The 13,853-nt window shown below is 69.8% G+C and carries 14 protein-coding genes; all 14 read right to left on the minus strand.

The genetic code is table 11. The features are described 5' to 3' along the window. Positions 1–165: 165 nt before the first annotated feature. Positions 166–960 (minus strand): type IV toxin-antitoxin system AbiEi family antitoxin domain-containing protein, encoded by a 795-nt coding sequence (locus MQH10_RS01020; RefSeq protein WP_242562211.1) that lies wholly within the window; start codon positions 958–960, stop codon positions 166–168. A gap of 32 nt (positions 961–992) precedes the next feature. Beyond that, entirely contained in the window at positions 993–2,030 is a 1,038-nt protein-coding gene (locus MQH10_RS01025; protein ID WP_242562212.1) for a ParB/RepB/Spo0J family partition protein, read from the minus strand. 88 nt (positions 2,031–2,118) lie between these two features. Then, positions 2,119–3,321, minus strand: a complete 1,203-nt coding sequence (locus tag MQH10_RS01030; RefSeq protein WP_242562213.1) for an AAA family ATPase — start codon at positions 3,319–3,321, stop codon at positions 2,119–2,121. Between the two features lie 626 nt (positions 3,322–3,947). Beyond that, positions 3,948–5,033 (minus strand): replication initiation protein, encoded by a 1,086-nt coding sequence (locus MQH10_RS01035; protein ID WP_242562214.1) that lies wholly within the window; start codon positions 5,031–5,033, stop codon positions 3,948–3,950. A 461-nt stretch (positions 5,034–5,494) separates the two neighbouring features. Beyond that, positions 5,495–5,860, minus strand: a complete 366-nt coding sequence (locus MQH10_RS01040; protein WP_242562215.1) for a single-stranded DNA-binding protein — start codon at positions 5,858–5,860, stop codon at positions 5,495–5,497. A gap of 826 nt (positions 5,861–6,686) precedes the next feature. Next, complete coding sequence (locus MQH10_RS01045) at positions 6,687–6,935, minus strand: hypothetical protein (RefSeq protein ID WP_242562216.1); 249 nt, start codon at positions 6,933–6,935, stop codon at positions 6,687–6,689. A 310-nt stretch (positions 6,936–7,245) separates the two neighbouring features. Continuing rightward, positions 7,246–8,178, minus strand: coding sequence for a DUF2493 domain-containing protein (locus MQH10_RS01050; protein ID WP_242562217.1), 933 nt, complete (start codon positions 8,176–8,178; stop codon positions 7,246–7,248). 132 nt (positions 8,179–8,310) lie between these two features. Next, positions 8,311–9,186, minus strand: coding sequence for a deazapurine DNA modification protein DpdA family protein (locus tag MQH10_RS01055; RefSeq protein ID WP_242562218.1), 876 nt, complete (start codon positions 9,184–9,186; stop codon positions 8,311–8,313). Further along, the gene (locus MQH10_RS01060; protein ID WP_242562219.1) at positions 9,176–9,721 is read right to left on the minus strand and encodes a hypothetical protein; all 546 of its coding nucleotides are present in this window, start codon (positions 9,719–9,721) and stop codon (positions 9,176–9,178) included. Before MQH10_RS01060 ends, MQH10_RS01055 begins: the two co-directional genes overlap by 11 nt. Before the next feature lie 23 nt (positions 9,722–9,744). Beyond that, positions 9,745–10,251: a GcrA family cell cycle regulator gene (locus tag MQH10_RS01065; RefSeq protein ID WP_272886627.1), complete on the minus strand. Its 507-nt coding sequence runs from the start codon at positions 10,249–10,251 to the stop codon at positions 9,745–9,747. A gap of 73 nt (positions 10,252–10,324) precedes the next feature. Next, positions 10,325–11,050: a RadC family protein gene (gene radC, locus MQH10_RS01070; protein ID WP_242562220.1), complete on the minus strand. Its 726-nt coding sequence runs from the start codon at positions 11,048–11,050 to the stop codon at positions 10,325–10,327. Continuing rightward, the gene (locus MQH10_RS01075) at positions 11,043–11,414 is read right to left on the minus strand and encodes a DUF7007 domain-containing protein (protein WP_242562221.1); all 372 of its coding nucleotides are present in this window, start codon (positions 11,412–11,414) and stop codon (positions 11,043–11,045) included. Before MQH10_RS01075 ends, radC begins: the two co-directional genes overlap by 8 nt. A gap of 70 nt (positions 11,415–11,484) precedes the next feature. Next, positions 11,485–12,447 carry a phosphoadenosine phosphosulfate reductase domain-containing protein gene (locus MQH10_RS01080; RefSeq protein ID WP_242562222.1) on the minus strand — a complete coding sequence of 321 codons (963 nt, stop codon included), beginning with the start codon at positions 12,445–12,447 and terminating at the stop codon, positions 11,485–11,487. Continuing rightward, positions 12,444–13,358 carry a hypothetical protein gene (locus MQH10_RS01085; RefSeq protein ID WP_242562223.1) on the minus strand — a complete coding sequence of 305 codons (915 nt, stop codon included), beginning with the start codon at positions 13,356–13,358 and terminating at the stop codon, positions 12,444–12,446. Before MQH10_RS01085 ends, MQH10_RS01080 begins: the two co-directional genes overlap by 4 nt. Positions 13,359–13,853 lie beyond the last annotated feature (495 nt).

Below are 13,853 nucleotides of genomic sequence, written 5' to 3' on the forward strand. Positions count from 1 at the left end.
ACGCGGGGCTGAAGAGGGTAGGAACATGGAGCGGGACCGGTGCAGCCAAAACGAGCCGAAGGCTCGGCAGGGCTTGCGGCCACGGTGTGACCCATGCCCGGCGATTGTGGGCACGAGGGCGCCGCAACGCTGTCAGCCGGCCACTCTAGAGCCCGGCATGCGCCGTCACGCCAAGCCTTCAAAGGCCGGGTCGAGCACGGTTCCGGGCAGGATCACCCGCCACCTAGGCGCCAGCCGGCCGGCGCCAGAGACGGCGCCCAAGGCGTAGCGGTTCTGTTTGGGCGCCAGGGCTTGCAGTCGGTCCAAGGCGTCAGCGGAGACACCGAGCTGGTCGCGGCGGCGCTCCAGCCACCAGCCCGCCGCGCCGGCCGCCGTGGCGTTGCGCAAGGCCGCGAGGCGGTTGATGAGTCGATCGAAGTCGAGCCGGCCAATCAGGTCGAGCGAGCTGATCAGTTCGTCGGTATCGCCGGCGAGATCCGGCCGGTCGAACAGGTCCGCGACGGTGCATTCGAGGGTGGTCACCGGCACCGACTGGCCAAGGCGATCGACCCTGGTCAGGTCGGCCTCGCCATAGGGCGCCGGCGCCTTGATGAACCGGCAGGTGAACCCTTCGGCGGCCAGCACCGCGGGCTGCCCCGGCGCCACGACCTGTAGGTCGAAGCTCTCCGAATAGGCATAGCCCTGGAGCTCGAGCGCGGAGTGATAGGCGATGACGCCGCCCGGCCGCAGCCGGGAGGCCGCGAGGAAGCGGTCGACCGACCAGGTCTCGGCGTTGGCGTGCTTGGGGACGGAGGCGAACACGCCGCGGGCGATGCGGCGGATGTTGCCGGCCTTCAGGTGTTGGGCCAGCATGCTGCTCACCACCTTGTCGCTCGGCGCCCGGCCAACCGCGCGCGCGTAGTCGGCGCGGTCGAAGACCGGGGCGTCGCTGAAGAACGGGGCTGATCGCTGCCGAGGCATGGAAGCTTCTAGTTCTCCAAATGTGAAGAAAGCTATATATAACCTGTAACCTTCTTGCGATAACCGGAACTAGGCTGGTTCCGCGCCGGCGGTGTTGAGCCAGACCCGGGCGAGCAAATCCGTGAGTGCGCGTTCGGCGTCCGCCCGGCTCCCCCCCGCCTGCAGGAGGAGGGTGACGTTGACCTCCTTCTTGCCCTTGGGCTCGACGCGAAACAGCGGCTGACCGGTCGGCGACGAGACGACCTCGGCCGACGTCTGGCCTGACTTCTTGGGGGATCCTGACCTCTTGGGGGGGTCGGCCGCCGCCGCCAGGCGACGGATGACGTCCTGGGGCTTGAGGGGGGTCCCTCCCCTCTTCCTTTGGCGATGGCGATGGCTTCCGCCAACACCCGCCGCTCGCGGTCGTCGGGCTTGAGCAGCGGCTTCAGCTGCGTGACGTGCTTGATCTTCAGCTCGTGCGGGTCGTCGAACGCCGCCACCAGGTCCTCGGGCAACCGGGCGAGGTCGAGGTAGCGGCTGAGCCACGCCTCTGACTTGTTGATGCGTCCGGCCATGTCCTTCTGGCGACCGCTGTAGTGACGATCGAGGGCCCTCAGATAGTCCTTCGCCCGCTCCATATCGCTGAGGTCTTCGCGGGCCCGGTTCTCCAGATCGGAGATGCGGAACGCTTCCTCGTCGGTGAGCTCGCGCACCTCCACGAGGAAGCGGAACTCCGTGTAGTTGTGGGCGCGAAGCCAGGTCACGGTCCAGTGCCGGCGGGCGCCGCAGATGACTTCGAAATCGATGTCAGGAACACCGCGGACGCGGCGGACGATCGCCGGGACTTCCTGGCGGCCCTGGGCCTTGAAGCTCTCGATCAGGTCGGCGCAGCGCGTCTCGTCCAGCTTGGCGTAGTCGCGATTGTGCTCGCTCCACAGCCGGCAGCGGGCCGGGTCTACCTGCTCGACGGCCCGGCCCACAACCGCGCCGGAAGCCAGCTCTGCCATCCGGTTTTCGCGGCCGGCTAGAACGCCGATGGCCATGCGGGTCGGCGCCTCCGGCTGGGGCGCGGTCTCGTCGAGCGCGTCCATCAATCCGGCGGTGAAGGAGCGGTTTTTGGAGCTCATCGGCCCCCCCTTTCTGTCGGAATTGCACCGGTGCAATTTGCGTCTTGGCGGCTCATGCGTGGCCCTCCTTGCGGAGCCGCTCGACGTGGCTCGGCCAAGTCTGCCGGACGTCGAGGAGGATCTCTTCGTTGACCCCGTTGAGGTAGGTCAGGCAGCGGTCGCGCACCGCCTTGCTGGTCATCGGGCCGTTGACCTCATAGACGGTCATCAGGCGCGCCGTGACGTTGTCGATCTCGGCGGAATCCTTCATGGGCGTGCGGATCATCGCCAAGCCGAAGACCTGCCGCATGAGCGCCAGAAGCTCCTTCTGCATCGACTTGTTCTCGTCGACCTTGGAGGCGACGATGCGGACGAAGTTGAGGTCGGGCGCGAGGTCGCGCGACGCCAGCTGGGTTAGCGTCTCGTCGAGCATGGCCAGAAATGCTGCGGTCGAGGAGAAGTCCATCACCGTCGGCGGCACCGGGATCACGAGCGCGTTAGCGGCCCGCAGAACCGACAGCGAGATCGCCCCCAGCGCGGGCGGCGGATCGAGAATGATCATGTCGAACTGGTCGGCGATCGACGCGATGCCCTGGGCGAGCCGGTCGAGCAGCCGGCCGCCGCCACGGGCCATCCGCGCCGCCAGCTCATACTCGGATTGGAACAGGCGCAGGTTGGCGGGAATGAGTTTCAGCCCGTCGAAGTGGGTGTCGAGCAGGGCGTAGTCCAGCGAGCGCATGTCGTCTTCGCGCAGGTACGGATAGAGCGTCTGGTCCTCGGTCAGGTCGAGGTCCGGCACATAGCCGAACAGGGTCGTACTGGAGGCCTGACTGTCGCAGTCGATCAGCGCGACACGGTAGCCCCGGATGGCCAGATACTGGGCGAGGTGGACCGACAGGGTGGACTTGCCGACCCCGCCCTTGAAGTTCTGCACGGCAATGACCGCGCAGGGATCCTCCGGCTTGCGCCAGGGGCGCGTGCCGAACACGCCGCGCATGTCGTTCACCTGGGCCAGGGTGTAGCCCACCCGGCGATTGGTCTCGGTCCGGGGCGGCTCGGGAAGCCGGCCGTCCTTCTCCGCGTCGCGGATCGCCGCCGGCGTGCGCCCGACCAGCTCGGCGGCTTCGCTGATCGAGAAGATCGGCTCGCGGCGCTCGCCCGAGCGCGCGGCCCGCGCGCTGTCGCGCAAATTCTCCACGACGGCCGAGGCGCGCCGCGCCAGTTGCGAGATGGGCCCGGCGAGGGAGAGGGCGGGCGCTTCGGCGACGTTCGACATGGGACCTCACAGCCTCTCGGCAGGTTTCGAAAAACCGACCCCGCTCGCCCAAAAAGCGAAAGTGGAGCCGCCTGGACGCTATAAGCGCATTGTTAAGAGCGCATTAACGCTACGCGACCAACCTAAATCCCGATTCCAGATTTTCGCCCAGACCCAACCTGACCAATTGGGGGCTTTCTTGCCTCCGCAATAGGGGGCCGAGCGCAAATTGCACCGGTGCAATTGCTCCCGTTCCATCAAGGCCCGGGCGCCGGGAGATCGCTGGGCGAGATCGGGACGGGTCCGGCGCCGGGACATTTGCTCATCCTGACCGGGTGGGGGCCCGCCCGAACCTGCCGCCGCCTAGCGCCAGGCCCCTCCCCTCTCCGATCCTAGCCGTCCATCGCCTCAGCGCACCTGATCCCAAGAGCCGAAATTGCACCGGTGCAATTTGGCCGACCGACGGCCGCCCGCCACCCTTCGACGGCGGGTTGGGTCGCCAAGTGCGGGGAGCCCGCGCGGGACTATGGCGACGTCTAGCTGTGTGTCATTCCCGCCCGCTGGCCGCCGATCGCTAGCGCGGAGGGTCGGCGCTTCGATGGATTGGACGGCCCAGGGCGCGAAATTGCTCCGGTGCAATTCCACCTTTAGGGCCGGCCGCGTCGGGCCGCAAAGGCCTGGCAGAAGCCGGTCCAGGACTTCACCAACTTGGCGCCCGTGAGGTTCGTCAGGCGGGCGTCCATCTGCTCGCGATAGGCGTCGGCGATCAGGTCGCGGGCCCAGCCGCCGCCATGGACGCGCGCGATCTCGCCGAAGGGCTCGGCGCCGTACTGCAGGGTCCCGGAAGGAAACCGCAGGGCAGTGTCGTTCGCCTTGGGGTGGGCGGCGGACCGCGGAGCCGGAGCGGGCAGGGCAGGGGGCGCCGCCATCGGCTTTGCGGCGCTCTCGCGTAGCGCGACGGGCCTGACGCCATCGCCGTTGTCGTCGTCCGCCGCCACGAGCTGGGCGGGCGCGCTCTTGGGATGGAAGGTGAATTCGATCTCGACGATCGTGCGACCGCGACGGATCTCGCGCCAGTCGACGGTGAAATGGGCCAGGTGATCGATCTCGGCCTTGGCCTTCTCGAGCACCTTGCGACGGAGCTGGGCGAAGTCCTTGTAGAGCTCGGGCGCGATCCCGAACGCCGCGCGGATGGCGGTCATGTCGCCGCGCCAGACGGACTGGCGCCGGTACAGCCGAAGCGCGCCCATCTCGTAGAGCCGCAGCGCATAGCTGGAACGGAAGCCTAGCACGGCCTGGCGGTTCAGCACCGCGTAGGTCTCGGACTCGCGGATCAGGCGACGGGCGTCCGGCGTGAACTCCCATTCGATCCAGCCGGCCTCCGAGCCCTCCTCGTCGACCTCCTCGCGCGACGACTGGATCAACGAGAAGCGCTTGGTGGCTTTGCGGCCCCGCCACGACAAGTCGTCGGCGGCGAACAGGGTGCGGTGCAGCTCCTCCAGCATGTCGGAGATCCGCTCGTTGCCCTTGTGGCCGCGTCGGATGTCGGCCTTGCGCATCCGGTGCGCCACAGGCTCCCAGGCGTCGCCACCCGCGGTCAGGATCATCAGGGCCAACAGGCGCGCGGCCGTCAGACTGAGCGACTGGCCCTTGACGAAGCGGACCTCGACCAGGTTGCCGGGCTTGGCGAACTCGTCGCCATCACGCGCCTGCAGGGCGTGGGCCACGCGCATGGCGCGGCCAGGCGTCTCCTCAACGCCGTCCTCACGATCCGCAATGTGCGCCGCATCGACCAGCCGGCGACTCCGTGCTCCAAATCTAGGCCAGCATTCCTGACCTCGAATCAATTCGCAAGTCAGGATACAACAGCCCTGGGGGGCGCCTCCCCCAAGCGGTCAGGATGACCCCGCCGGGTCAGGTCAAAGCCCCCACCCAGTCAGGATCAATCCCCCATCGGGTCAGGAAGACGCCCCCGAACGGTCAGGAACATTGGCGTAACCGGTTGTTTCTTCATCGCTTCTGCCGCCCTGAATTAGAATCCTTGGAATCTAGAAATCCCGCTGCTGGACGCAGCGGGCGTTTTTCAAAATCAAACATGAAGAAGGCAGACAGAAAGCCAGCGGCCGATGCGGCCGCTGGCGTCCTTATCGGCGAAGCCGAAGCCCCGCCCGGCGAACCGGGCGGGGCAGGGCGGTCAGCCCTCCTCGGCGGGGTTGGAGTCGGGCCGGTCGAGGGACTTCAGCTCGTGGCCCGGCGCGGCGATCACCACCTTCGAGAAGTAGCGGTCGACGCCATCCTTGTCGGTGTACTGGTCGTGGCGGATTTCGCCCTGGACGAACACCTTCGCGCCCTTGGGGAGTGGCTTGGAGGCGAGCCAGTTGACCGTGGCCTGGTTCCAGATCTCGACCGTATGCCAGGTCGTGTAATCCTTCTTCTCGTTGCCCTTCTTGGTGTAGCGGCTGGTGGCGATCCGCAGGATGGCGACCTTCTTGCCGCCTTGGGTGGTGCGCACTTCGGCTTCGGCGCCGGTGAAACCGATCAGTTGGACTTGGTTCAGCATCGTCTTTCTCCGTCTTCCGCCCGGAGGGGCCCGGGCGGCTCGCGGTCCCTGCCGCGATCACGCGACCTCGAAGGACGGGGACAAGGGAGGGGATGAAGCCCGACGGGCCTGGAAACCGGCCTGCACGCAGCGCAGCGAAGGAAGGCCGGAGGGTCCGGGCCCGCCGCCTCGCTGGCGAGGTCGGCTTCAACCCCGAGCGACCCGGCCTAGGTTTGCGTGATTGATCGCGCGGGACCGTCTGCCGCCGCGCCGCCCCCGTTGGAGGATGGAAGTGGATGCTGCTCCAGACCGACCCCCACGGGCGCCAGCCGCACGCACCGCCACCCCGAGCAGGCCAGGTTTCGCCACCGCGTTCGCCGCTGTTCGACACCCGGGCCCGAGTGCCGCCACGACCCCGCATACGGACGCCTGGACCTTGCCACATCCGGCTCGGCCCGCCGCCGTCCGGCGCCTGCTTGTTCCCCCCGGGGCGATCCCGCCGCAACCGCCATTTCCGACGCCGGCGACCCGCTTTTCTAGAAGGGCTCGAACGCCGCCTGGAACCGCTGATCCCTTCGTCGGCTGACCCCGCCCCAGGAGGATCGTAGCCACCCCCTCCGCCCGGTTCGACGGGCGGGGCTTGGTGTCAGCTGGGCGGCCGTCACCGGCGCCGCCTACGCCGCTGATTCGCTTCCGTCGCGGCCCGGATAGGGCCGGCGGCGGAACGAATCACCAACTCCAAGACATAGGGGCGCGTGGACGGCCGCCCTCTAGCCCTGCGATTCCGTTCGGCGCCTGTTCACGCCGAAAGCCGGGGCGCGGGGTAGGGGCCCCGCGCCCATACGCCTCAGTGAAGGGTGGGATCCATCGCGATGATCTGCGCGAAATGGGAGATCGCGCCGTCGTCGAGCTCGAACCGGGTGTTGGTCCGCTCTTCCTGCTGGTCGAGCTCTTCGAGCACCGAGAAGACGTCCCAGCACTCCGCCACCACGTACCAGCTGCCGACATCGTAGAATTGGTGCGCGTGCTCCAGAACCGCCTGCGCCATCGCCATGTTCGCCATCGTCTTCGTCCTCGCTTCGACCGGCGGGCTCATCCCGCGATCGTGCGACCGGCGGGGACGGGGAGACGGACGGGCCCAGGGCCGGGGGCGGTGGATACCGGTCTGCACGGAGCGAAGCGGAGGAAGACCGGAGGCTCCGCCGACCCCGCCTCGCGTGCGAGGTCGCCTTGGACCCGGCCGGACCCGGACCAGGTTCGCCTCGAGATCGCGGTCAGCCCGCGCGGTCTGCAAGGGCAGGGGAGGGGGCTCCACCTTGTCGATCCCAGCCGGCTTCCCCTCGCGGCCCCTCCAAGATCAGCAAAAACGGGAGTAGCGGCGGCCTCGCGGCCGCCGCATCGGGCCGTCAGGCCCGGGCCTTCACCGGATGGTGCCGGATACCCTTCTCCGCCGCCTTCTGCGCCAGGTTCAAGGCCGGTCCAAAGGGCTGCAAGCTGCCGCCGCGGCTCGGATTGATCGAGTTGGCCAGGGTCAGGACGCAGACCGGATCCAGGTCCAGCATCTCGTCATTGGCCCGGAACGGCGCCGCCCGACCGTTGCGGTCGAAATCGGCTTTCGCGAGGACCAGGGTCACGCCCTTCTGCTTGGCCCACTTGATCGCCAGCTTCTCGCCGCCCTTGGCGCCGGAGGTCGCCAGAGCCATGTCCGGCCATTGGGCCAGCGCCCAGTTCAGCGCGTCGAAGATCCGCCCAGCATCGTCCGCCGTGTCGGCCTGAGGGGCCGCCCGGAACGCCACGATCGTCGCGCCCGGGAACGCCGCGCTATGCTTGCGCGCCTTGCTCGCCCGGATCGCGTCGCGCGCTTCGATCTGCGCCGCCGTGGTGCGGGACGCCTTCACCGAGCCCTTCCAGGGGCTCCAGACGTCACCCGTCGAGGTCGTGTAGCTGGCGGCGGCCGCGTCGCGGATGATCTCCAGGGCGAGGACCGCCACGTCCGCGGTGCGGGCTTTCAGGGTCGCTTCCTGGATTTCGACGTCGAGGATCTCCGATCCGTCAAAGTCCCGGATCAGGCCGTTGAGGGTGTCGCGGGCCTTGTCGGCGTCGCGCTCGATGCGCTGGGCGGCGGAGTGGAAGGCTCCGATCAGGGCCTCGGCGATCAGGGTCTGGAAGTCCTCCAGGGCGGAATCGCCGACGAGGTCGAGCACTTCGTTCATCAGGCCGTGGCCGAGCTGGAGCAGGGCGTGTTCGGGCGGGTGGGTCCGGGCGTCTTCGAGAAGGAGAGTCTGGGCTTCGTAGTGCGTCAGCCGCTCTGAGGTGGGGGGCAAAGGCGAGAATGGCATGGGGTGATCCCTTGAGTGGGGGTTGGAGGGTCGAGCCCGTCGGCTCGTGACCGCCCCGCGCCGACAGGCGGCGGCCCCCACAAGGGCTTTGAGCGCAGCGTCCCTTGTGGGGGACGACGGATGGTGGCGAGGTCACTGGAGCCAAAGGGCCGTCCCGAGACCCCGCTTGGGCGTCACCCCCTCTCGCTCGACCGCCCGCCGCCACCCGGCGCGCGCGGCCAGGAGCTCGACCGCTTCGGGGCGGCCGCCGACCGCCAGGGCGAAGCGCCCGGCTTCGTCCCACGCATTCTGATCGCGACCTTCGAACCGCGCCGCATAGGACCAGGCCATGCTGTCGGCCGTGGCCAACCGGGACCGCACCGCCGGCTCCAAGAGCGAGGTCCGCTTGCAGCCGAACCCGTGCAGCCGCAGGTCGGGCCGATCGAGGAGGATGGCGTCGAGGATGACGGCGATCACCTCCGGATCGCCCTGACGCTTGCAGAGCGAGCCCACCCCCACCCAGGCGCCGCGGCCGATCCGATCACCGTAGCCCTCGAGGTGTCGTCGATAGTCGTCTGGCGTCCGCCCCTGCAGCACGGGAAGAAGATGGACGCCGGCGGTTCCGGCCGCCCGGATGGCGTCGAACCGTTCGATGGTAAGCGCCTGATGGCGTCGGATCGTCAGGCCCGTCGCCCGCAGGGCGACCGGCTCGCACATGTAGTCTTGGGTCGAGGCCGCGATCAGCCCTGTCCCAGCGAAGCGTCGGATCATCGCCGCGTAGTCGTCCGGGGTCTGCTCGAACCCGCCCCTCAGCGCGACCTGGGTGAAAGCGCCCGAGTCCAGGAACCAGGGTTCATCACACCCGAGAAACGGCGCATCGCCGTGTCGGTCCCGCAGCACATTGGCCGAAACGCACACGCGAAATCCCCGCAGGGTCAGCGGCCAGGCCAGTCGCGGATGGTGGACACCGACATAGAAGCGGAAATCCGCATCGGCCGTGAGGCACCGGGAAGGGTCGTCAGGCCGCATGGCCACCTCCCGCCAGGTCACGCCGTCGCCGCTCGGCGCGCAGCGCCTCCACCAGCCTCAGGTCCCGGTGATGTTGGATCAGGTGCTCCAGCCGGGCGTCGGGAAGCCGGCGAGGGTCCAGCCGCGGCCTTTTGGGCCTGGCCTCAAGCCGCCCCATCGCCAGCTGCCGCTGCCGGTTGACCGCCTCGGTGATCAACACGCCGAGCTCGGCTCGCGACCACACGCGGTCCAGGCCGTGGAGGTCGTGGCCCCCCGGACAGCGGGCCGTCCGCAATCGGCGGACTAGATCGGCGATCGCAGCCCCATCCTCGCAGGCGCGGACGCGTCCGGACGTGAGCGTGCGGGCGGTCCGGTTGAAGCGCTCATAGAGGCGGCGGCTGGGCCGCATGAGGCGCGCCTGGCGGTCGATTTCAGCCAGCCAGGCGGCGAGGTCGCTGAACGGCGCGACCCTCATCGCGCCGTCCTTGAAGCGCTGCGCCGGCGCCGGGACGTCGGCGTCCGTCCGCGCGTAGCGCAGGAGAGGGGAGGGCGTCATGGCCTTGCTCCGTGGCAGGAGGATCAGAGCAGGCCGGCCAGAGCGCGCCTGACGATCGGATCACGATCGGCGCGCCAGGCTGTCCCAGGCCGCACGCCCGTCTGTTCATGCCCGGCGCAATAGCGGCCGTCGGCGTGGCGGCCGCAGAAGCTGAAATCGGGGCTCTTGGGATCGCCGATCGGCCACTTGCAGGCGTGGGCGCCCAGGAGGGCCATGTCCCCGATCAGCCCCGCGCCCTCGGGCGCCGGCGCGTAATCCTGGGCGGGCAGCCGGGCGGGCGGCTTGCGAACGGCAGGGCCCGCCATGGCGACCCGGCGCGGCCGCTTGGGCCGAGGCGTCGCGGGTCTCGGCGCGCGGGACGGCGCGGAGGCCGCCGCCCGCCCGCTCAGCCCCAGGCGATGGACCTTGCCGATGACGGCGTTGCGGGTGACGCCGCCCAGCTGCTTGGCGATCTGCGACGCCGACAGGCCGTCGAGCCAGAGCTGGGAGAGGGTGGTGACGCGGGTCTCGGACCAGCCGGATTCAGACATCGGAATTCCTCCAGATGCGCTCCCATCGAGCGCACCCGGACCCGCCCTTCCTCCCCCTCCCGCACTTCGGCCGTTACATCAGCCCCAGGGCCCGCAGGCTGGCCACCTGGTCACCCGCGACCACGAGATGGTCGTGGACGCCGATCTGCAGCGCGCGGGCCGCCGCCACCACCTGCTGGGTCATCTCGATGTCGGCGCGTGACGGGGTCGGGTCGCCGGAGGGGTGGTTATGGGCGAGCACGATCGCGCTGGCGGACAGCTCCAGCGCCCGGCGCACGACCTCGCGCGGATAGACCGGCGCATGGTCGACGGTGCCCTCCGCCATCCGCTCGTCGGCGATCAGCTGGTTCTTCTTGTCGAGGAACAGGACGTGGAAGACCTCGCGGGGCAAGGCGGCGAGGCGCGCGCGCAGGTAGGTCCGCACCGCCTCGCTCGAGGTCAGGACCGGGCGCCGGCGCAGGGGGTGTTCCAGCGCGCGGAGCAAGAGCGCATGCAGCAGGCCGAGTTGCTGAGCCGCTGGCCGGCCGATCACTTGCGACAGGTCGCCTTCGGCCGCGCCGAGCACCCGGCCGATGCCGCCAAAACGCGCCAACAGCGCGTCGGCGGCGGCTAGGGTGTCGGCGCCCGGCGCCAAGCAACGCTCGAGTACCAGCGCCAGGGTGTCGCCCTCGTCCAGGCTGGCGAGGCCGAAGGCGGCGAACCGTCCCTGCAGGTCCTCGCGCCCTTCGCCGGCCGTGAAGGCGCCGATCGGCGCGGCCTCTGCCACGCCGGGCGTGAACAGATCTCGCTGCTCAGCCATGGGGGCGGCCCCCGGGGTCGCCATGCACGCCGAGCAACGCCGCGTGCTGCGGGTGGTAGCGCTTCACGGTGTGGACGGCCGCGGCCCACACCTCGGCGGCCCGCGCGGCGTCGGGCTCGAAGCCGTCGAGGCCGAGGGCCAGGTAAGGGATCGCCCAGTCGCAGTCCTCCTCAAACCAGCCGGCGCCGCTGTGGGCGGTCGCCTGGAGCTGTTCGGGGATCCGGGACAGCGCGGTCAGCGAGACGCGGATGCCGCCGTGCGACGCGGTCGAGACCGCGACGGCGTCCGGTCCCAAGGGGGTCAGGTGTTGGATCGGTCCCCAGGGCGAGGAGGATCCCACGATCGGTGGGAAGGGGTACAACATGGCCAGATCCAGCGCCGGCCCAGGACCCATTCCTCGGCCGGCTCGCCCGGCGCGTCCCTTCCTCCCGCTTTCACGTCGGGCCCGCCGCTTCGCCAAACGCCCCGGCGGGCAAGGACCAGTTGGGCTCGATAACCGGAAGGGTCCACTCGCGCCCCGCCGCCATTGCCGCCAGCTCGAGCTGCGCTAGAGCGGCGGGGTAGGGGAGCGCGCGATCGGCGAGCGCCACGACGCTGGCGCGATGTTGGATGGTGCGTCCGGTTCGAGCCTCTCGGTCGGCGATCACGGCGAACGCCGCCGGGTAGAGGGCGCGGATTGTCGCCCACTGCGCCGGGGAGCCGAAGATGCAGCAGCGGCAGCTAAGCCTAGACCAGCCCAGGCTGTAGGCCGGGTGCGGTCGAAGCGCCGCCGCCCCGATGCGCGCCCACACGCTCGCCTCGTTCCAGGCGAGCAGCGGGCGCCAATGGTCAACCGTGCGCCGGCCGCAGCTTGTGCGATGCCGTTCGAAGGGGCGGTATCGCGCGCGAGCCGGGCTCTCCTCGGCCCGCTCGCCGGTCACCACCAGCGTGCAGCCGGTCTCGAAGCGCGCCTGGCCCCGGATCGCGGCGGCCAGCACGTCGATCTTGAGGGCCGGGCTGCACCAGCGCACCGAAAGGTCCGCCGAGACCTGTGGAAATCGGCCGCGAACCCCGGCGGGCCCGGCGCCGCCGGCGCGACCGAGCCGCCCGTCCGGCGTGTCGAACAATACCGGCGCCGTCGGCGTGCCGTCGCGGTCCATCTCCCGGCGGAACCCGCCCTCCCGCCACGACCGATAGAGGGGTAGCCCAAGGTGCGCCGCCACGGCGGCGACGTAGGCGGGCGTAATCGGCCAGTCCATATAGGTGTCGCTGGGTCCGTCGACCTCGTGATGGTGGAGCTCGATGCGCTCGATCCGCACGCCGAGATCGAGCAGGTGGAGAAGGGCGGCCAGGCTATCCTTGCCGCCGCTGAAGGCGACCACCACCCGGTCGTACCCCCCGGGATCGAGCGGGCTCATGGCGCGTCCCCCAGGCCGTCATAGAGCCCCGGCGCCCCGTCCAGCCGGTCGACACGACCGGCAAAGGCGTCGAATACGGTCATCCATCGGCCCATCTCGGGCCGAGCCATTTGGGCTTGAGCGACCGCGTCCTGCCAGCGCAAGAGGGCGCGCGGCGCCGTCTCGACGATCCCGTCGATTTCCGCCACGTCCAGCAGCCGTTCCTGACGAATGAAGGCGGTCATGGATCCAGGGCGAGGCTCGGCCCCCCGCGCGCCTTTCACCGCCTTGCGCCAGAGTCCCTCGACGTTGCGCAGCCGGGGTTGCGCGCGGGCCTCGATCAGGACGATCTGCCGGAGCTGAAGGACCGGCAGCGTCCGCACCTCCTGCGGCCGCGCCGCCGTGCAGAAGAAGCAGGCGCTCTTGGGCGGGACCGGCAAGCCGGCGCGGCGGATGCGGCGGATGCTGTCCGGGCGGGTCCAGCCCCACTCCCTCAGGGGATAACGATGCTCGTAGAGGGGATCGTCGATGGCGGCCGCGACCCGATAGCGGCGATCGTCGGCCGCTCCGGCGTCGAAGCCGATCAGCTTGACCACTTTGCGGCCCGCAGCCCAGGCCTCGCGCGCAGGCGGCCACGCCTGGGCCCAGGCGTGTTGCGGCGCTGCCTTCCATTTTTGCGAGCACGTGCCACGACCGAACGCGATTCCAGGCAGGGTGCCGTTGGTGAGGAGATTCTCGGTCAACGTCCGGTAGGGCGGCCAGTTCTTGAAGGTTTTCGGCGTGTACCGGACCACCTCGGAAGGCACGCCGCGGGCGGCGAGCCAGGCGCGGAAGATCGGCACGAAGTCCATCGTCTCGGTCTTCTCGGCGCCCACGTCGGCGAACAGGACCTGGTCGACGGGTTCACCCCGTTCGATCAGCTCGACCAGCATGGCGGTGGAATCGACGCCTGCGCCCCAAGCGGCCAGGACAGGTGAGCGAGCGGTTGGATTTGGCACTGCGGCCTCCGGATCGCGCCGGCCCTGGAACCATTCCCGGCCGGCTCGCCCGGCGCGCCCTTCCTCCCCCTTTCCCCACAGAGCGCCGGATTTGACCCGGCAGGTCTCCGAGCCGGCGGGTCCGGTTCGCCCTCGCCGGCGCGTTCGCCGCCGACGGCAGGGACGTTGCGCATCGTCGCGCCTTCCGAACCCCAAAACGGCGGCGGCGCGCGGTCCCCCGCGATCAATCTCGCAACCCTGGGCCGGGCCCGCGCAGGGGTGAAGCCGACCTCGCCAGCGAGGCGGCCGGGCCGGACCCTCCAGTCTTCGCGAAAGGCGCTGCAGACCGGTTTCCAGCCCGCCCGGACGTCACCCCTTGCGCTGATCCCCGGCCTGGACGGGGGCGTGATCGCGGCAGGGACCGCGGGCCGCCCGGGCCCTTCCGGACGG

This window comes from Phenylobacterium aquaticum, from assembly GCF_022695515.1.
Classification (GTDB): domain Bacteria; phylum Pseudomonadota; class Alphaproteobacteria; order Caulobacterales; family Caulobacteraceae; genus Phenylobacterium; species Phenylobacterium aquaticum.